The organism is Mycolicibacterium smegmatis (assembly GCF_001457595.1).
Classification (GTDB): domain Bacteria; phylum Actinomycetota; class Actinomycetes; order Mycobacteriales; family Mycobacteriaceae; genus Mycobacterium; species Mycobacterium smegmatis.
Genome location: NZ_LN831039.1, coordinates 3,139,155 through 3,158,082, shown reverse-complemented (window position 1 = coordinate 3,158,082; position 18,928 = coordinate 3,139,155). Strand labels below are relative to the sequence as shown.

At 68.4% G+C, this 18,928-nt stretch carries 14 protein-coding genes; 4 read left to right on the top strand and 10 right to left on the bottom strand.

Features of this window, described 5'->3' with window-relative positions:
- Nucleotides 1-28: 28 nt before the first annotated feature.
- The 6 genes from AT701_RS15165 to AT701_RS15140 form a co-directional block, all read right to left on the bottom strand.
- Entirely contained in the window at nucleotides 29-1,372 is a 1,344-nt protein-coding gene (locus tag AT701_RS15165; protein WP_058126134.1) for a replication-associated recombination protein A, read from the bottom strand.
- Between the two features lie 38 nt (nucleotides 1,373-1,410).
- Nucleotides 1,411-2,244 carry a DUF3097 domain-containing protein gene (locus AT701_RS15160; protein ID WP_058126133.1) on the bottom strand — a complete coding sequence of 278 codons (834 nt, stop codon included), beginning with the start codon at nucleotides 2,242-2,244 and terminating at the stop codon, nucleotides 1,411-1,413.
- A gap of 180 nt (nucleotides 2,245-2,424) precedes the next feature.
- Complete coding sequence (locus AT701_RS15155; protein WP_058126132.1) at nucleotides 2,425-3,453, bottom strand: zinc-binding metallopeptidase family protein; 1,029 nt, start codon at nucleotides 3,451-3,453, stop codon at nucleotides 2,425-2,427.
- A complete protein-coding gene (locus AT701_RS15150; protein ID WP_058126131.1) occupies nucleotides 3,446-4,366 on the bottom strand; it encodes a transglutaminase family protein in 921 nt (306 codons plus the stop codon). The genes AT701_RS15155 and AT701_RS15150 overlap by 8 nt, the downstream gene beginning before the upstream one ends.
- Nucleotides 4,363-7,077 (bottom strand): circularly permuted type 2 ATP-grasp protein, encoded by a 2,715-nt coding sequence (locus AT701_RS15145; RefSeq protein WP_081319473.1) that lies wholly within the window; start codon nucleotides 7,075-7,077, stop codon nucleotides 4,363-4,365. The genes AT701_RS15150 and AT701_RS15145 overlap by 4 nt, the downstream gene beginning before the upstream one ends.
- Nucleotides 7,077-10,385 (bottom strand): transglutaminase family protein, encoded by a 3,309-nt coding sequence (locus AT701_RS15140; protein WP_011728760.1) that lies wholly within the window; start codon nucleotides 10,383-10,385, stop codon nucleotides 7,077-7,079. Before AT701_RS15140 ends, AT701_RS15145 begins: the two co-directional genes overlap by 1 nt.
- A 175-nt stretch (nucleotides 10,386-10,560) precedes the next feature.
- Here AT701_RS15140 and AT701_RS15135 point away from each other — a divergent pair, with 175 nt between their 5' ends.
- Both AT701_RS15135 and AT701_RS15130 read left to right on the top strand, forming a co-directional pair.
- The gene (locus AT701_RS15135) at nucleotides 10,561-11,286 is read left to right on the top strand and encodes a GAP family protein (protein ID WP_228095587.1); all 726 of its coding nucleotides are present in this window, start codon (nucleotides 10,561-10,563) and stop codon (nucleotides 11,284-11,286) included.
- Between the two features lie 43 nt (nucleotides 11,287-11,329).
- Nucleotides 11,330-11,710 carry an MmcQ/YjbR family DNA-binding protein gene (locus AT701_RS15130; protein WP_011728758.1) on the top strand — a complete coding sequence of 127 codons (381 nt, stop codon included), beginning with the start codon at nucleotides 11,330-11,332 and terminating at the stop codon, nucleotides 11,708-11,710.
- A gap of 109 nt (nucleotides 11,711-11,819) precedes the next feature.
- On the opposite strand, the gene AT701_RS15125 is transcribed toward AT701_RS15130, so the two are convergent.
- Nucleotides 11,820-12,290, bottom strand: coding sequence for a winged helix-turn-helix transcriptional regulator (locus tag AT701_RS15125; RefSeq protein ID WP_011728757.1), 471 nt, complete (start codon nucleotides 12,288-12,290; stop codon nucleotides 11,820-11,822).
- Nucleotides 12,291-12,387: 97 nt separating this feature from the next.
- On the opposite strand from AT701_RS15125, the gene AT701_RS15120 reads away from it, so the two are divergent.
- Entirely contained in the window at nucleotides 12,388-13,572 is a 1,185-nt protein-coding gene (locus tag AT701_RS15120) for a thiolase family protein (protein ID WP_003894393.1), read from the top strand.
- Nucleotides 13,573-13,647: 75 nt separating this feature from the next.
- Here the strand turns inward: AT701_RS15120 and AT701_RS15115 are convergent, their stop codons facing one another.
- A complete protein-coding gene (locus tag AT701_RS15115; RefSeq protein WP_011728756.1) occupies nucleotides 13,648-15,294 on the bottom strand; it encodes a flavin-containing monooxygenase in 1,647 nt (548 codons plus the stop codon).
- Between the two features lie 16 nt (nucleotides 15,295-15,310).
- On the bottom strand, nucleotides 15,311-16,228 hold the full coding sequence (locus tag AT701_RS15110; RefSeq protein ID WP_223495563.1) for an alpha/beta hydrolase: 918 nt from the start codon (nucleotides 16,226-16,228) through the stop codon (nucleotides 15,311-15,313).
- A 146-nt stretch (nucleotides 16,229-16,374) separates the two neighbouring features.
- Between AT701_RS15110 and AT701_RS15105 the strand changes: the two genes are divergently transcribed.
- The gene (locus AT701_RS15105; RefSeq protein WP_003894390.1) at nucleotides 16,375-17,106 is read left to right on the top strand and encodes an SDR family NAD(P)-dependent oxidoreductase; all 732 of its coding nucleotides are present in this window, start codon (nucleotides 16,375-16,377) and stop codon (nucleotides 17,104-17,106) included.
- A gap of 17 nt (nucleotides 17,107-17,123) precedes the next feature.
- Here AT701_RS15105 and AT701_RS15100 read toward each other — a convergent pair whose 3' ends face one another.
- The gene (locus AT701_RS15100; protein WP_014877555.1) at nucleotides 17,124-18,860 is read right to left on the bottom strand and encodes a sigma-54-dependent Fis family transcriptional regulator; all 1,737 of its coding nucleotides are present in this window, start codon (nucleotides 18,858-18,860) and stop codon (nucleotides 17,124-17,126) included.
- Nucleotides 18,861-18,928: the final 68 nt, after the last annotated feature.

Below are 18,928 nucleotides of genomic sequence, written 5' to 3'. Positions count from 1 at the left end.
CAGATGTGTTCGCAGGCCGCGTGTTTCGTCAGCGTCGCCTGCGGATGATGGCGCGCAGCTTCTCCAGCCGTGTGGAGATCTCGCGTTCGTACCCACGGCCGGTGGGCTGGTAGTAGTCGACACCCACCAGTTCGTCTGGCGGATACTGCTGGGCCACAACGCCGTCCGGGTGATCGTGGGAGTACCGGTAGCCGACGGCGTGGCCGAGTTTGGCGGCCCCCGAGTAGTGCCCGTCGCGCAGGTGTGGCGGGACCAGACCGGCCTTCCCGGCGCGGATGTCGTTCATCGCAGCGCCCAGTGCGGTGGTCACGGCGTTGGATTTCGGTGCCGTCGCCAGATGGACGGTGGCATGCGCCAGGGTCAGCTGCGCCTCGGGCATCCCGATCAGCTGCACGGTCTGCGCGGCGGCCACCGCGGTCTGCAGCGCCGTCGGATCGGCCATCCCGATGTCCTCGCTGGCCAGGATCATCAAGCGGCGCGCCACAAATCGCGGATCCTCGCCCGCGACGAGCATGCGTGCCAGGTAGTGCAGCGCGGCGTCGACATCGGATCCGCGCACCGATTTGATGAACGCACTGACGACGTCGTAGTGCTGATCGCCGTCGCGGTCGTAGCGCACCGCGGCCTTGTCCAGCGACTGTTCGATGGTCTCGACCGTGACCCGCTCCCCCGGCTCGGCCGCGACCTCGAGCGCTGTGAGCGCGCGTCGCGCGTCGCCGGCGGACAGTTGCACGATGAGGTCGACGGCCTCGTCGGTCACCTCGACCCGGCCGCCGAGGCCGCGTTCATCGGTGATCGCACGGCGCAGCACGGCCTCGATGTCGGCCGGGGTGAGCGGCTGCAGCTGCAGGATCAGCGATCGCGACAGCAGCGGCGCCACCACCGAGAACGACGGGTTCTCCGTGGTGGCCGCGACGAGCAGCACCACGCGGTTCTCGACCGCCGCCAGCAGGGCGTCCTGCTGGGTCTTGGAGAACCGGTGCACCTCGTCGATGAACAACACGGTCTGCTGGCCGTGCACGGCTGCCCGGCGCGCGGTGTCGATGACCGCGCGCACCTCTTTGACCCCCGCGGTGAGCGCCGAGAGCGCCTCGAAGCGCCTGCCGGTCGCCTGCGATATGAGCGACGCCAGCGTCGTCTTTCCCGTTCCCGGCGGGCCGTACAGGATCACCGACGCCGCGCCGGAGCCCTCCACGAGCCTGCGAAGCGGCGACCCCGCCTGCAGCAGATGCGACTGCCCGACCACCTCGTCGAGGCCGGCCGGGCGCATCCGCACCGCCAGGGGCGACGAGGGGCCCACCGCACCGGTTGCCGCGATGGCGTCCCCGGGCTCTGCGCCGCCGCCGGGAACATCGAACAAGCTGTCGGACACAGTCCAGGCATACCACGCGGGTGCCGGCGCAGCCGCGGCTAGGCAGGTTCGGTGACGAAGTCGATGAGCTCCTCCACGCGGCCGATCAGTGCAGGCTCCAGATCGTTCCAGTCACGCACGCGGCCCCGGATCCGTTGCCACGCCTGCGCGATGTCGGCCTGGTCGCGGTGGGGCCAGCCGAGTGCCTGGCAGATGCCGTGCTTCCACTCGATGTTGCGCGGGATCTGGGGCCAGGTCTTCATGCCGAGGCGGGCCGGTTTGACGGCCTGCCAGATGTCGACGAAGGGGTGCCCCACCACGAGTGTGTGTTCACCACCGGGCCCGCGGCGCACGGCGTCGGCGATCCGCGCCTCCTTCGAACCCGCAACCAGATGGTCGACGAGCACGCCGAGGCGCCGGCCCGGTTCCGGGGCGAACTCCGCGACGATGTCGGCCAGGTCGTCGACACCGCCGAGGTATTCGACGACCACGCCCTCGATGCGCAGATCGGCGCCCCACACCTGCTCGACCAGTTCGGCGTCGTGCCTGCCCTCGACGTAGATCCGGCTGGCGCGTGCGACCCTGGCCTTGGCGCCGGGCACCGCGACCGAACCCGACGCCGTGCGCGCAGGCGCCGCTTGGCGTTTCGGTGCGGTGAGGATCACAGGCTTGCCGTCGATGAGAAACCCCGGGCCCATCGGGAACGCCCGGATTTTGCCGCGGCGGTCCTCCAACTCGACCCGGCCGCCCTCGACGCGGACCACCGCGCCCACCCAGCCGGTCTGGGCGTCCTCGACGACCAGGCCCATCTCGACGGGGTGTTCGGTGGACCGGGCACGTTTCGGGGCGTGCGGGTTTCGGGCCAGGACGTCAGAACCGTAGCGATCTGTCACACGGGCGATCCTAGGAACGCCTTCTGTGCGCGACATGGGTGCGACATGCCGCCGTCACGACACCGTGACCGTGTTGTTAGTTCACACACGCGCGGCAGCTCACATCGAGCGTCGGCTTGTGTGCGAGATATCCCGAAAAGTTCGCACACAAGCCGACGCTCGGGAGAGCGGGCGAACCCGTCAGGCCGAGGTCACCTCGTCGATCACGGTGTGCACGAACCGCATCTTCTCCAGCACGGCGGGCGGCAGCACGAACGGGTACAGGTCGTCGTGGCCCATCGACCGGTTGACCATGTTCAGTGACCACGCCAGGGGCAGCCACATCTCGATGATGGTGTCGAACGCGCTGGGGCCGAGGGCGCGGCGGTCGAAAGTTGCTCCGGCCGGGGCGAATCCGAATGCCGCGGCGGTGTCGAGTGTGTCGCGGATGTGCAGGTAGTGCGCGAAGGTCTCGGCCCAGTCCTCGGCGGCGTGCATGGTGGCGTACGACGACACGAAGTCGTCCTCCCAGCCCGCAGGTGGCCCGTCCTGATAGTGGCGGTCCAGGGCGGCCTGGTAGTCGGCGTCGGGATCACCGAACAGTTCGTTGAACTTCGCAGTGAACTCGGCCGACGGCGCCACCAGGCGGTAGAAGTAGTAGTGCCCGATCTCGTGGCGGAAGTGGCCCAGCAGCGTGCGGTAGGGCTCGTCCATCGCGATGCGCAACTGTTCGCGGTGCACGTCGTCACCCTCGGCGAGATCCAGTGTGATGACACCGTTCTCGTGACCGGTGAACACCTTGTCGAACTCGCTCGAGAGCAGGTCGAACGCGAGCCCGTACTCGGGATCCTCCGCACGGCTCACGATCGGCAGTCTGAGCTCGTGCAGTTCGACGATCAGGCGGCGCTTGGCGCGCTCGGCACCCGCGAACGCGGCCATGGCCTTGGTGTCGCTGTCGGCCGGCCGGGTGCGGGTGAGCGCGCAGGATTCGCACAACTCGTCGCCCTCGCCGACGCGGACCAGCCAGTTGCATTCGGCGGCATAAAGGTTGGCGCACAGTTTGTACTTCTGTTCGTCGACCGCGCCCGCGTGGTCACTCTGGTCCTTCTCGGTGATCACCAGCAGCGCCATGTCGCACAGCGAGAACCCCAGCGCACTGCCGCACGACAGGCACAGCGAGTTCTCGAACGCCAGCCTCTGACCGCAGTTCGGGCACGTGAAGTCACGCATGCAGCAAATCCCCCTCGTACGGTGCCACGTCGACTGATACCTCGATGACACTACTCTCCGAGTCGGTGTAGATGATGCCCCGCAACGGTGGCACGTCGGCGTAGTCGCGGCCGAAGCCCGCGACGATGTACCGCTCGTCGACCATCTGGTCGTTGGTGGGGTCCAGACCGAGCCAGATGTTCTGGGGTGTCCACACCGACGCCCAGGCGTGGGTGGCGTCGACACCGACCATGCGCTCGCGCCCCGGCGGCGGATCCGTGGCCAGGTACCCCGACACGTAACTCGCGGCAAGTCCGTTGGCGCGCAGGCACGCAATCGCCAGGCGCGCGAAATCCTGACAGACCCCCTCGCGCGCCGCGAGCACCTCGGCGACCTGGGTGGAAATCGTCGTCGAACCGGACCGGTAGGTGAAGTCGGTGTAGATGCGGGACGTGAGATCCCGCAACACCTCCATGAGCGGGCGGCCCGGCTCGAAGCTGGGGGCCGCGTACTCGCGGACCGCGTCGGTGATCTCCGGCGGCTGCAGGTCGAGCGTGAACTCCGCGGCCAGGGCGGCCTCACCACCGACCGGGCGCGCGAGTTCCCACGGCGCCTTCGCCGAGCGGCACGTGTAGTGGTCGGGTGCGGGCGGATCCACCTCGACCACCGAATGACTCGTGATGCACAACATTCGGTGCGGCGTGGTCACGTGGAAGTACGAACTGGTGTTGCCGTACGCGTCGCGGCTCGTCGAACTGTCGGCGGCCTCCGGTTCGATCAGCAGTTCGTGTGACAGGCAGCGCTGCCGGTCGAGTTCGCGTGGCGTGAGGAACCCGCGCCCGTAGGAGCTGGTGACGACATCGGAGTAGCGGTACACGGTCCGGTGCGTGATCTCGTAGCGGCGCGTCGCACCGCCGCCGAAAACGTCTGTCACGGCAGGATCCTCCGCTCGTCGGGACCCCACAGGGGCTGCATACCGCCGGGCACCGACAGATGCGCGGCCGTGATGACCGTCGCCAGGTCGCGCAGCCCGATGTGGATGGCGTCGAGCAGGTCCGCGAGTTCCACGCGCATGCCGTCGGTCACGGTCTCCAGGTCGTCGGGGTCCAGACGCCGCAGCCGCGTGGCGATCTCGTCGACCAGCCGCTCGGAGCGCGATGATCCCGAAGAACCGGGCAGTGTCTTGAGCCTGGTGCGCAGCCGCTCCAATTGGTAGATCAGCGATCTGGGGTTCTCGGCGTCGAACAGCACCAGTTCGGCGATGGCGGCCACGCTGATCCGGCCCGGGTTGCGACGCCGGTAGATCACCGAGGATTCACACGCCACCAGCGTCGACTCGGCGACGGCGTGTTCGGCTGCTGGGCTGTGCACCTGCGCCAGCGTCGCGCGCAGCAGCGCGGTGAGGTGCAGCCCGCGTTCGATGCGTTTGCCGATGTCCATCATCGTCCAGCCGATGTCCTGCACCATCGATTCGGAGACCACACCGCTGAGCGCGAGCATGCCCGCCAGCGTCTGGCTGTGCGCGTTCGCAAGATACGTCTCACCGGCCGAATGCGAGTCGGGCGGAACGGAACTGGTGCGCAGCACGGCACGTTCGACCCCGGCCAGGACCATCCAGGTGTCATTGGACATCTGGTCGCGCACGGCGCGGGCGGCCAGGCCGAGGCGCTCCACCGACTGCGCCAGCGACCCGGGCCGGTACCGGTCGGCGGTCACCGACCACAGCGTGGTGGGTGCGGTCGCGATGGCCTCGTGATCGTCGTCGCGCGCTCCGGTGTCGGTGCCCGTGATGGACCCGAGAGCACCGAGAAGCACCGGCACGCAACGGCTTTCCTCGAATGCCTGCCGGTAGCGGTATTCGTGGTAGCGCTCGCGGGTCACGTTGAGCAACCGTGCGGTGCTCTCGGCACGTTCGGCGTAGCGGCCCAACCAGAACAGGTCCGCCAGCACGCGTGGTGAACTCACCACGCGTGTCGGGCTCGGCCGGGTCTCCGGCGTCGCCAGCTCGACCGGGGCCTGGATGCGTTCGGCCGTCACCCGATCGGGTGTGCGTACCCAGATGTCCTTGGCGGCCACGGTGTTGGTGCGAAACGCCGCGTTGCCCGGCGCCATCAGATACCCGAGTCCGCCGACCATGGGCGCATAGCCGCTGCGCTGCGCGACGGTGAACAATCGCATACCGACACCGGCCGAGGACAGTCCGGAGCTGCGGAAGTCGACCGGGGCCGTGGAGTACTGCGGCAGTTCCTGGCCGACCCACTGCCACGGCGTCGCCTCGATGCGCGCCGCCAGTTCCTCGCGTTGCGCGGTGGACAGTTCGGGCCCCACGATCGGTTTGCCGCCGCACACGGGGCGGATGAGCAGCGAGTCGAGCCTGGTGAGCAGGTGCGAGCGTTCGATGTCGATACCGCCCCAGTACAGCGGCGCGGTGTCCAGCTGCGGTGTCTCGTCGAGCAGCAGTTGTGCCAGCTGCGGCAGGAACCGCGTCACGCCGGGGCTTTCCAGGACGCCGCTGCCCAGGGAGTTGACCACCGTCACCGCACCGCGGCGCAGCACCTCGACCAGCCCGACGACGCCCAGCCGGGAATCGGGGCGCAGGTCGAGTGGGTCCACGTAGTCCGCGTCGACGCGGCGCAGGACCACATCGACACGTTTGAGGGTGCCCAGCGACCGCATCCACAGCTTGCCGTCGCGGACCACCAGATCGGCGCTCTCCACCAGCGGGAAGCCGAGCACGCCCGCCAGATAGGCCTGGTCGAACGCGGTCTCCGAGTGGATGCCGGGGCTCAGCACCACGACCACCGGTTCCTCGGCGGATTCGGGTGCGACGTCGATCAGGGCCAGGCGTAGGGCCTGCGCCCATGGCGACACCGGCCGCGGCGCGATGCGCTCGTACAGTTCCGAGACCGCATGGGCGATGACGCGCCGGTCGGCCAGTGCGTAACCGGCGCCGGAAGGGGCCTGGGTCCAGTCGGCGTTGACCACGAACGCGCCGTCGTCGCCGCGGCTGATGTCACACCCGTGCAGGAACAATTGGTGACGACCCGGCACCGTGATGCCGTGGGCGGCCCGCAGATAGCCGGGATGGGAGAACAGCAACTGCGCCGGGAGCACGCCACTGGTGATCGAGCGGCGCTCGCCGTACAGATCGGCCAGCACTGCGTCGAGCAGACGTGAACGCTGCACCAGGCCGGCCTCCAGCACGTCCCATTCTTCGGCGGAGATCACCATCGGCAGCGCGTCGAGATGCCAAGGTCCCGGCATCGCGGCGCCCTCGCGGTCGATGACGATCTCACCGTGGCGGTCGACCTGGATGTAGGTGATGCCGTCGGCGTCGACCAGGGCGTTGACCTGTTCGCGCAGGCGGTCGAGGCCGGAACGTCCGCGCTCGGAGACACACTCGGCCAGCTCACGCCATGCGGGGCGGACCTCGCCCGCCGTGTCGACGAACTCGTCGTAGGCCGTGCCGGCCTGTGAACCCCGCACGTCGAACAGCGCCCGCTGCAGGCGGGTGCGGCGGTACTTCTCGAGCACTCCGTCGACATCCCGGATACCGGGGGCGCCTGAGACGTCGGAGCCCGCACCGAGATCGCCGGCGGCGCCGGCGGTCGAGGTGGGCTGGGAGCCGTTCGCGCGTAGAACCATCAACGAAGAACGGTACGCACCCGGCGCAGATCGAGAATCCCCGGTGCACCCACATCGGTGGACTGGCGCGCCTGCCGCTCCCGAATGACGGACATGTCCACTTTTCCTGGCGTGAAACCGATGACCTCGAAGCGGCGGCCGCGCCGCGATTCCGCCTCGACCGCGTTGACCGGCGAGGTGTCGTAGGACCGGCCGCCCGGATGCACGATGTGGTACGTGCAGCCGCCCTTTGACGTGCCGGTTGCCGTGTCGATCAGCTCGAACCGCAGCGGGCCGTCGACGGTGATCGACGGGTGCAGAGCGCTGGGCGGCTGCCACGCGCGGTACCGCACGCCACCCACCTGCACGTCGGATTTCTCGGTGGCAAGCAGCGGGATCGGATGGCCGTTGGCCGTCACGACGTAGCGGTCCCGATCGGCGCCCACGAGGCGCACCTGGATGCGCTCGACCGACGAGTCGACGTAACGCGCGGTGCCGCCGGCCGTCGACTCCTCCCCCAGCACGTTCCACGGTTCGATCGCGCCGCGCAGTTCGAGTTCGACACCGTCGAACACCGCGGTCCCGATCCGCGGGAAACGAAACTCGGTGAAGGGGTCGAGCCAGCTGGTCAAGAAGTCGATGCCGTGCGCACGCAGGTCCGCCGCGACGTCGGCGATGTCGCGAATCAGAAAGTGCGGCAGCAGGTATCGGCCGTGCAGGTTGGCCCCGTGCCGGATCAGCGGGGCGCGCAGCGGTTCGTCCCAGAACCACGCCACCAGCGACCGGACGAGCAGCGCCTGCACCATCGCCATCTGGTGGTGCGGCGGCATCTCGAAGCCGCGCAGCTCCAGCAGGCCGAGGCGGCCGCGGGCGCCGTCGGGACTGTAGAGCTTGTCGATGCAGAACTCCGCGCGGTGGGTGTTGCCGGTGATGTCGGTCAGCAGATGGCGCAGCGCGCGGTCGAGGACCCACGGCTGTGGGGCGTCGGTAGCGGTGAGTCGGGCGATCTCGGCGAACGCGATCTCCAGTTCGTAGAGCGCCTCGGCGCGCCCCTCGTCCACGCGCGGTGCCTGCGATGTGGTTCCGATGAACCGTCCCGCGAACAGATACGACAGCGCGGGGTGGCGCTGCCAGTAGGTCAGCAGTGAGACCAACAGGTCGGGGCGCCGCAACAGCGGTGAGTCGGCCGGGGTGATGCCGCCCAGCGTGATGTGGTTGCCACCGCCGGTCCCGCTGTGGGTGCCGTCGACGTCGAACGACTCGGTGGACAGCCGCGCCAGGCGGGCCTGCTCGTAGAGGGTCTCCAACTGCTTGTTCTGCTCGCCGAAGCTCGCCGTGGGGGCCACGTTGACCTCGATGACGCCCGGGTCGGGCGTGATGGTCGTCGAGGTGATCCGTGGGTCGGTGGGCGGGCCGTATCCCTCGACGACGACGGGCACACCGACGGCGGCCGCGGCGGCCTCGACGCGCGCGACGAGGTCGAGGAAGTCGTCGAGCTCCGCGGTGGGCGGCAGGAAGACGTAGAGCAGCCCGTCGCGGATCTCGGCGACCAGCGCGGTGGTGGGGGCACCGTCGGCGTCGACGACGGTCGCGGTCCGTCGTCCGGGCGCCGGTTCGGTGTCTGTGTCCACCGCCAGCGGGTCGGCCTCGAACGACGGCCGCGGCGGCTGCCAGCTGATCGAGTTCAGCGGCAGACGAAGCCCTGCGGGCGAATCCCCGTCGAGCAATACGATGCGGCCGCGCCGCAGCCGCCAGTCCGCGCTCGCCCAGCCCGTTCCGTCGTCGGCGCGGTGCAGCGGAAGTACGTGCGCGGCAGGCGCGTCGACCGGCGACTCGAGGCGCGCCAGCAGCTCCGCCCTGGCGTCGGCGCCGTCCTCGGCCAGATCCTCGTCGGCGCCCACCGGGTCACCGGCAGGCAGTCGCACGGCGGCCGCCAGCCGGCTCAGCGGATCCTCGAACGCCGGCCGCACCTGGGTGCCCGGCAGGCCGAGGCCGGCCGCGATCTCCGACAGCAGACGCTCGGCCGCATCGGGGGCGACCTCGCGGGTCTTGCCGGACCACGGATCGGCCAGCAGTTCCGCGTCGGTCCACAGCGGCAGGCCGTCGGTGCGCCAGTACAGCGCGATCTGCCACCGCGGCAGGGGTTCACCGGGATACCACTTGCCCTGGCTGCGTTGTACGAGTCCGCCTGGCGCCCAGACGTTCTTGAGCCGGGCGGCCAGCGCCGAGGCGCGTTCGCGCTTGTGCGGTCCGTCGGCGTCGGTGGTCCACTCGGGGTCGACCTGGTTGTCGATCGAGACGAACGTCGGTTCGCCGCCCATCGTGAGGCGCACGTCGGCGTCGGCCAGACGCCTGTCGACGCGGCCGCCGAGGTCCACGATCGATGCCCACGCGGCGTCGGTGTACGGCAGCGTCACCCGCGGGTCCTCGTGTACGCGGGTGACCACGTTGGAGAACTCCAGGGAGGCCTCACAGACCCCGGTCGCGCCGGTGACCGGCGCGGCCGACTCCGGATGCGGCGTCGCCGACAGCGGGATGTGTCCCTCCCCGGCGAACAGTCCCGAGGTGGGGTCGAGGCCGATCCACCCGGCGCCGGGTATGTAGACCTCGGTCCAGGCGTGCAGGTCGGTGAAGTCGGCCGCGGGTCCCGACGGTCCGTCGAGCGCTTCCACGTCGGAGGTGAGCTGGACGAGGTATCCCGAGACGAACCGCGCCGCGAACCCGAGTTGCCGCAGGATGGACACCAGCAGCCAGGCCGAGTCACGGCATGATCCGATGCCCGTGCGCAACGTGTGGTCGGGCGTCTGCACGCCCGCCTCCATGCGGACGCTGTAGCCGACATCGGCGTTGACGGCCTGGTTGAGCGCCACCAGGAACTGGATCGTCGCGGTCCCCGGCGGCATCGTGAAATTGCTCACCCAGGCGGCGCACAGTTCACCCGGACCCGAGCCCTCGGCGCCCTCGTCGACCGGGCGCAGATAGGGCTTGAGATCTTCGCGCAGTGCACGGGGGTACTCGAACGGGACCGTCTCGGCGTAGTCCTCGATGAAGAAGTCGAACGGGTTGATCACCTTGAGGTCGGCGATCAGACCGACGGTCACGGTGAGTTCGCGCGCCCGATTGGGGAACACCAAGCGCGCCATATGGTTTCCGAACGCATCCTGCTGCCAGTTGATGAAGTGATCGGCCGGTTCGACCGTGAGCGAATACGCATCGATGGGCGTGCGGCAGTGCGGCGCCGGACGCAGCCGCACGACATGCGGATGGATCTCGACGAGCCGGTCGAACGTGTAGCTGGTGCGGTGCTCCAGCGCCACTTTGATACCCATCCGCAAATCCCATCACAAGGTTCAGGTGCGCGCATCGCACGCGACATCCTCACCCGCTCGCGGGGAATTCGGCTGGTTGGCCCGTACGGTGGGAGCGGCACCGCAGCGTCGAAGGCGGCGGTGAGCCAACCGGTGAAGGGACGGGCAACTTCGGATGTGGAGCACGGTGCTGGTGATGGCCGTCGTTGCCGGAGTCGACCCCCTGCGTATCGGTGTGGTGGCCTACATGCTGTCCCGGCGCCATCCCATGCGGTTGCTGCTCCCCTTCTTCGCCGTCGCGTTCGGTCTCAACGTCGCGGTGGGCGCGGCCGTGGTGTTCGTCTTCAAGAACACCTCCGGTGACGGCGGCCAGGCCATCGCGCCGGCCGCCGAGATCGGGATCGGGGTGGCCGCCCTGCTGCTCGCGGCTCTCGTGGCCACCGGTACCGCGTCCCGCGTCGTCGACCGGTTCCGCCACAGGCGTGCCACGGTTCCGGCGGCCGGGTCCGACCGGGCCGAACCGGGCGAGGGACCGGCGCCACCGCCGCTTGATTCACTGCCGATCGTGTCGAAGCTGCCGGAGAGCGTCAAAGCCGCGTTGCGCGGCGAGGCTGCCTGGGCCGCAGCCCTTCTGGGGCTCAGCAACGGTTTTCCGACGCCGTACTATCTGGCCGCGATGGCCGCGGTGCTGACCTCGGGCGCCGCGGTCGGCGAGCAGATGGCGGCGCTGGTGATGTTCAACGTCGTCGGGTTCGCCGCGGCGCTGATCCCGATCATCAGTTTCTGGGTCGCTCCGGTGGCCACCCGCGCCGCGGTGGAGCGCACGTACGCGGCCATGAAGACCCACCAGCGGCTCGTGATCACCGTGATCGCCGGCGCGGTCGGCGTGTTCTTCGTGGGTCTCGGTGTGAGTCATCTCTGATCGGTCTATAGGAACCGGGCCGTCGCGGCGGTAGCGTGACTACGTGGCCGACTGGTACGACGTGGCTCGTATCGCGGCGGCGCTGCCCGAGACCGACGAACAGACGCCGCGGACGTGGCGCGTCCGCAAGAAGCGGATCGCATGGGAGCGTCCGCTGCGCAAGGCTGACCTCGCGGCGCTGGGCGCCGATGCGCCGACCGGCGACATCCTCGGCGTCCGGGTCTCCGACGAGGGTGTGAAACTCGCGTTGGTCGCCGATGATCCGGCTGTCTACTTCACCACACCGCACTTCGACGGGTATCCCATCGTGCTGATCCGCCTGGCGGCGATCGAACCCGACGAACTCGAGGAGTTGGTCACCGAGGCGTGGCTGACGCAGGCACCTGCGACGCTCGTGGAGAAGTTCCTGGCCGACGTTCAGTGAGTTCAGTGGGGCCGAACTCTTCGTCGAGCGTGCGCCGGTGGCGGGAATCCGCGCCGAATCCCGCCCTCAGCGCACGGTCGACGCCCCTATCGGGCTGAACCCTCACCTCTCAGGCCCGGGCCACCCGGATGACGAGTTCGTCGGGCGGCACCACGTGGCCGTCGTCGCACCGCACCTCGACCGTCGCGTACGCGCCGCACCCGTCGTGCGCGAGTCGCAGTGGGGAGTCGTTCGGGATGTGCCTGCGGCCCCATTCGAACAGTGCCCACACCACGGGCATGAAATCGCGGCCCGCATCGGTGAGCACGTACTCGTCGCGCACGCGCTGACCGGGCTCCTGGTAGGGCCTGCGCTCCAGCAGACCGGCTTCGACAAGGTCGGACAGCCGCGCCGAGGCCGCGGCCTTGGTCACGCCGACGCGACGCCAGAAGTCCTCGAAGCGTGTGGTGCCGTAGTACGCCTCCCGCATGATCAGCATCGCGGATTTGGTGCCGACCAGACCCATCGCCTTCTCGATCGGGCACCGCCCCACCGGCGACCAGGCGTCACGATCGGCGAGCGCACCCTGCAGCATTGCCACGGAATCATTCCCATCGCTGAGTTGTTATCACTATACCCAGGTGTGATACATCTGAGTACAGATAATAATACTCAGCGGTGAGACTCAGGAGGCACTGATGTCCGGATTTGCCGGCCGCGACGCGGTCATCGTGGGCGCGGTACGCACGCCCGTCGGGAAAGGCAAGGCCAACGGCGCACTGCACGGTGTGCTGCCCGCCGATCTGCTGGCCCACAGCCTGCGTGAGTTGATCTCACGGACCGGTGTGGATTCCGCCCAGGTCGACGACGTGATCGCAGGTGCCGTCACCCAGGTCGGCGACCAGGCCGTCAACATCGCCCGCAACGCCCTGCTCGGCGCGGGCTTCCCCGAATCGGTGCCCGGCACCACGGTGGACCGCCAGTGCGGCAGCAGCCAGCAGGCGATCAGCTTCGCCGCGCAAGGTGTGCTGGCCGGGGCCTACGACATCGTGATCGCCGCGGGTGTCGAGTCGATGTCACGCGTCCCGATGGGCAGTTCGGTGCTGCCGGGCAGCGACCCGTTCGGTGTCGCGTTCGCCGAGCGCTACTCCGAAGGGATTGTCCCCCAAGGCATCAGCGCCGAGTTGATCGCCGCCAAGTGGAACCTTTCGCGCGCACAGCTCGACGAATTCTCGGCAGCCAGCCATGAAAAGGCCGCCAGGGCAACCAAAGAGGGCCTGTTCGAGGCCGAGCTCGCACCGATCGCGGGGTTGTCGACCGACGAGATCATCCGCCCCGGAACCACCGTGGAGACCTTGGCCGGCCTCAAGCCCGCGTTCTACCACGAGTCGTATGCGGCGCGGTTCCCACAGATCAACTGGGAGATCACGCCCGGTAACTCGTCACCGCTGTCCGACGGCAGTGCCGCGGTGATGATCACCAGTGGTGAAACCGCGAAGCGACTCGGGCTCAAGCCGCTCGCGCGGATCCACACCACCACCGTGGTCGGTTCGGATCCGCTCTACATGCTCACCGGCGTCATCCCGGCCACCGAAAAGGTCCTGCGCCGAGCGGGTTTGACGCTCGCCGACATCGACCTGTTCGAGGTGAACGAGGCGTTCGCGCCGGTGGTGCTGGCGTGGGCGGCCGACACCGGGGCCGACCTGTCCAAGACCAACGTCAACGGCGGCGCCATCGCGATCGGACACCCGTTGGGCGCCAGCGGTGCTCGCATCATGACCACGCTGGTCAACGCCCTGCACCAGCGCGGCGCACGTTACGGCCTGCAGACCATGTGTGAAGGCGGCGGCATGGCCAACGCCACCATCATCGAGCGTCTGTAGTCCTTCCGCCGAAACGGCATTCCAGCAGGGGTCTACTCGCACTTTCTGCTGGAATGGCGTTTCGGCACACGGTGCTCAGACGGCGTCGCCGACGAGAGCACCCGCCAGGAACGACGCGTAGCCGCTCTGCTCGACCTCACGGCAGTACTGCTGGTAGACCTGCCCACCCCCCATGTACACCAGGAAGGCCTCGGGCTTGCCTGGCACGTTCTCGCCGAGGAACCACGCCTTGGCCTTCTTGCCCTCGGTGTACATCACCGTGGCCTTGCCGGCACGTTCGGTCTCCTCGGCCCACCACTCTTCGGATTCCCGCGTGGCCTCCAGCCGGTCCACCCCGTTGTCCTCGGCCCAGCGGATGGCGCGCTGTAGCCATTGCGCGCCAAGCTGGATGGGGACCACCAGGTTGGAGTACGGCGTCTGCGGGCCGAGGGACATGAAGAAGTTCGGGAACCCGTGCACGCCGATCCCCAGGTTCGACCGTAGCCCGTCGCGGGCCCACCTGCCGCGCAACGTGATCCCGTCGCGCCCGATGATGTCGATGAAGGTGAGTGTGCCGGTCATGGCGTCGAATCCGGTCGCGAAGATCAACACGTCGAGTTCGTATTCGCGCTCCCCCACCTTGACGCCGTGCGGTGTGATCTCCGTGATGGGTTGTGATGCCACGTCGACGAGGCGCACGTGGTCGAGGTTGAACGCATCGTAGTAGCCGTGACCGGTGGGGACGCGCTTGCCGTTGAAGGAATAGTCCTTGGGGCACAGCAGATCCGCGGTCGCGGGATCCTTGACGATCTCGCGGATCTTGGACCGGATGAATTCCGAGGCGAGCTCGCTGGCCTGGTGGTTGGTGGCCAGGTCGTTGAAACACTCGTTGGCGAAGTGGAATCCGCCCTCGTTCCACTTCGCTTCGAAGATGCGTCGGCGTTCGTCGTCGTCGACCTCGAGTGCGCTGAACTGTGCGGGTTCCATCGCGACCCCGAACGGGTGGTTGGCGGCCTTCTCGAACACCGTGTCGTAGTTCTCACGCAGCCACTGCATCTGCTCGGGCGTCACGGGATCGTTGGTGGTCTCGACCACGAAGTTCGGGGTGCGTTGGAACACCACGAGTTCGGCGACCTCCGGTGCGATCGTCGGCACCACCTGAATGCCCGACGCGCCGAGTCCGATCAGACCTACCCGCTTGCCCGCGAGGTCGACGCCGTCACGCGGCCAGTGGGCGGTGTGGTACCTCGCGCCGGCGAACGTCTCGATACCCGGGATGTCCGGGTAGATCGACTGCGAGAGCACACCCATACCGCTGATGAGGTACTTCGTGGTCAGTTCCACGCCGTCGGTGGTGGTGACGACCCAGCGGTTGGCGGGTTCGTCGTAGCGTGCCGAATCGACACGGACACCGAGGCGGATGTCGCGACGCAGATCCAGGCGGTCGGCCACGAAGTTGAGGTAGTCGAGCACCTCCTGGCCCGCAGGGTAGCGCTGCGACCACGTCCATTCCTCGCGAACTTCCTTCGAGAACGAGAACGAGTAGTAGCTGTATTCGCTGTCGGTGCGCACGCCGGGATACCGGTTGGCCCACCAGGTCCCGCCGATACCGTCCTGCGCGTCGAGCACCACGGTGCGCAGGCCGATCTCGCGCAGGTGGTGCAGGATCGCCAAACCGGAGAATCCGGCGCCGATGACGATCGCGTCGAATGTTTCGAAGTCGTTGGCCGTGTTCTGGTGCATGTCAGGTCCTTCGCGTTCAGACGGCAAGGGGTTTGGCGGAGCGGTACCAGGCCGCCATCGACTCGATCGCAGCGTCGGCCTCGGGCAGCACTCCGGCCTGCAGCGGGAAGACGTGCTGCTGCCCGGACGCCACCTCGAACGTCACGTCGACACCCGCGGCACGTGCCTTCTCGGCGAGTCTCGTGGCGTCGGCGTACAGCGATTCGGTGTCGGACACCGTGATGTACAGCCGTGGGAAGCCGGTGAAATCGGCGTAGAGCGGGTTCACCAGCGGGTCGGTCGGCGATGCGCCGCCCGACAGGTAGCGGTCGATGTTGCCCTGCAGGCCCTCCCGCGTGATGAGGAAGTCGGTGGCGTCGTTGGACTCGATGGTGCTGCCGCTGTTCTCCATGTCGAGCCACGGCGAGATCGTGATGACGCGGCCCGGCACGGGCGCCCCGTCGCGCAACAGGCGCAACGTGGTGGCGACGGCGATGCTGGCGCCGGCGCTGTCCCCCACGAAAGTGATGCTGCTCGCGTCGATGCCATTGTCGAGGAGCGAGGTGAAAACGGCTGTCGCATCGTCGATCTGTGCGGGATACGGGTGTTCGGGAGCAAGCCGGAAGTCGGCGACGAAAGCGTGCGCGCCGAACGCGCGAGCCAGGTGCCCGGCCAGTTTGCGGTGGCTCGCCGACGATCCGAGCGCGAACCCGCCGCCGTGCAGCACAACCAGCATCTGCCCGGGATCGGCGTCGAGTGGCTTGACGAGAATGCCTGGCACACCACCGATCCGGGTCGACGCATAGGTGACGTCTTCTGGTTCGGACGTGACGCGTTGCCAATCCTCGAACACCCACCGCATGAGGCGCAGCGACATGTCCGGGTTGGCGACGAACTCTTCGGTCCATTCGGCATAGATGACGCCCAGAGGGTCATTCGGTTGGTTTATCGACATGGGCGCAAGTGTGTGCGCCGTCACCAGACCGTTGCCATGGTGTCGCAAAATGACGCACGCCTGTATCACTGTGATCCACCACCACGACCCGGTGCAGCAATCCCGTTGCCTGAACCCCAGATGTTCATCACAGAAAGGCAGTCGAGATGAATCGATTGGACGGCAAGGTCGCCATCGTCACCGGTACGTGCCGTGGAATCGGCCACGCGATCGCCGATGCCCTGGCCCGCGAGGGCGCCATCACGGTCGCGACGGGCCGGTCGAAAACCGACGAGGCGCTGGGCCCGCGCTCGGCCGAAGTCGAGTACCGCCAACTCGATGTTGCGTCAGAAGAAGACTGGGATTCGGTGGTCACCGAAACCGTAGAACGGTATGGCCGTATCGACGTGCTGGTGAACAACGCGGGCATCATCGCCTACCAGGGGCTGCACGAACTCACAGTGCCCGAGTGGAATCGCGTGGTCGCCACCAACCAGACCGGCACGTGGCTCGGGATGCGCGCGGTGATCCCGCACATGGTGTCCCAGCACGGCGGTTCGATCATCAACATCTCCTCGATCTGGGGTTCGGCCGCGGTGGCCGGCGCGCACGCCTACCACGCCACGAAGGGTGCGGTACGCAACATGTCGAAGAGTGCCGCGATCAGTTACGCCAAGGACAATGTGCGCGTCAACTCGGTGCATCCCGGGTTCATCCGCACACCGCTGACCGACGCACAGGAAACCACCATCAACGACTATGTCGTGAGCCAGACCCCCATGGGCCGCGCGGGCACACCTGACGAGATCGCCAACGGCGTGGTGTTCCTGGCCTCTGACGAAGCCAGTTTCGTCACGGGTTCGGAATTGGTGATCGACGGCGGATACCTGGCCCAGTGAGCCCGACGCACGACCGGTCAGCCGGAAAGGTGGTACGTCTTCATCTTCCGGTGGATCGTCGCCCTGGACACGCCCAGCAGTTCGGCCGCCTTGGATCGGTTGCCATCTGCCTCCTGAAGGGCCCGCCGGATCGCCTCGATCTCGGTGCGCTCCATCAGCGTCCAGGTGCGACGGCTGCGCAGGGTGTCGGGCAGGTCGTCGACCTGCACCGTGCCGCGCTTGCCCGACGCCAGCACGGTGTCGACGGCACCGCGCAGGTCTGACAGGTTCCCCGGCCACCCCGCGGCCTCCAGCGCCTGGCGCGCGGCGTCCGCGAGCGGGAGGCGCGCGCCCGGCGAGCACTGGGCGACAAAGGAATTCCACAACACACCGATATCGGACACACGTTCACGCAGCGGCGGCACCCACACCATGGGCACCCCGAACCGGCCGGCCGCCGATTCCGCCTCGGCCCTGAGCGCGGCCGTCATGGTGAGCACGATCGGGGTCGTGCCCCGCTGCCCGTCGATGAGGGTCCGGACCGCGGCCAGGACGTGGCCGTCGACGTGCTCGGCCCCGCGGATCACCACCGGGCCCGCCTCGACCGCGTCGGCCACGCGCTGCAACCAGGTCTGGTCGCCGACGATCTGCCGTTCGGCCCCGTGCACGATCGTCGCGGTATCCGCTGCGCCGGCCGAGAACGGCCGGCCGAGCGCGAGCGAGGTCTTGCCGGTGCCTAACTCCCCCGCCACCAGAATCGGTTCGCGGGTGGCGATGTGCCTGCTGACGCGGTGCGCGACGGCACGCCATGACTTCGACTGCCCCACCAGCGCCGACGACGACGCAATGCTGTGCGCGGCCGACGATCTCGGGGCCGGACGCAGCGCCGCGACCACCCCGGCGCCGCCGTCGAGTGCGGCGACGTCGATGACCGTCGGGCCCACGGACAACTCGGCCGTCACCTGAACATCGCGGCGCAGCCCCGCACACAGATGGTTGATGGTGTCGACGTCAGTCTGCGTGAGCTCGCCGGCGCGGCGGCTGCGCATCGTCAGCCCGTCGGGGCCGAAGGCCACCACCGGGCCGGCGTGCCGGGCCGAGGACTCCAGGAACGCCGCGAGCATGGCGCGGGCGCCCGGCTGGGCCACGTCGAGCACATGCTGTTCGAGTTGCGCAGCAACGGAGTTGGTCAACGGCACGAGCAGGCCACTGCGTTCGCTGAGCATGGTCGACACCGTCACCACCGCGAGCAGTTTGCCCGAAAGCGGATGCCACACCGGCGCCCCGGTGCACACCGCGGTGCGGTAGATGTCGGCGAAGTGTTCGGCACCGGCGATCTGGACGCTCTTGCCAGCCGCGATCACCGTGCCGACGCCGTTGGTGCCTACCGTGTCCTCGGCCAGGACCGCACCGCGGACCGTGCCGAGCCGGTCGAGATGGCTCATCGCCGATGCGTCCTGCGACCAGCGCTGCAGGATCCGACCCTCGGCGTCGGCCAGCAGCAGGCCCATACCCGAGCCACCGAGATCCTCGGCGACCCGCGCCATGGGCGCCTGGAACATCTCCACCAGGTGGTTGTCGAGCAGATCCTCGTCCACCTGCGGCACGTCGCGGACGTTCGCCGGTGTCCCCAGGGCTGCCTTGGACCGCACCCACGACTCCAGCAGATCGGCCGGCACGGCACGGCCCGGCTCGGACGCTGTCAGGAACTGAGCACGGATGTCCTCGATGCGGGCCTCGTTGCGCCGTGTCGACACCATCACTCCTTGCGTCACGCGAACTCCGCCGCTGAACCGACGTGCCGGAGGGCGTCGAACCTGCGCTTCAGTGCGATCTGGATCAC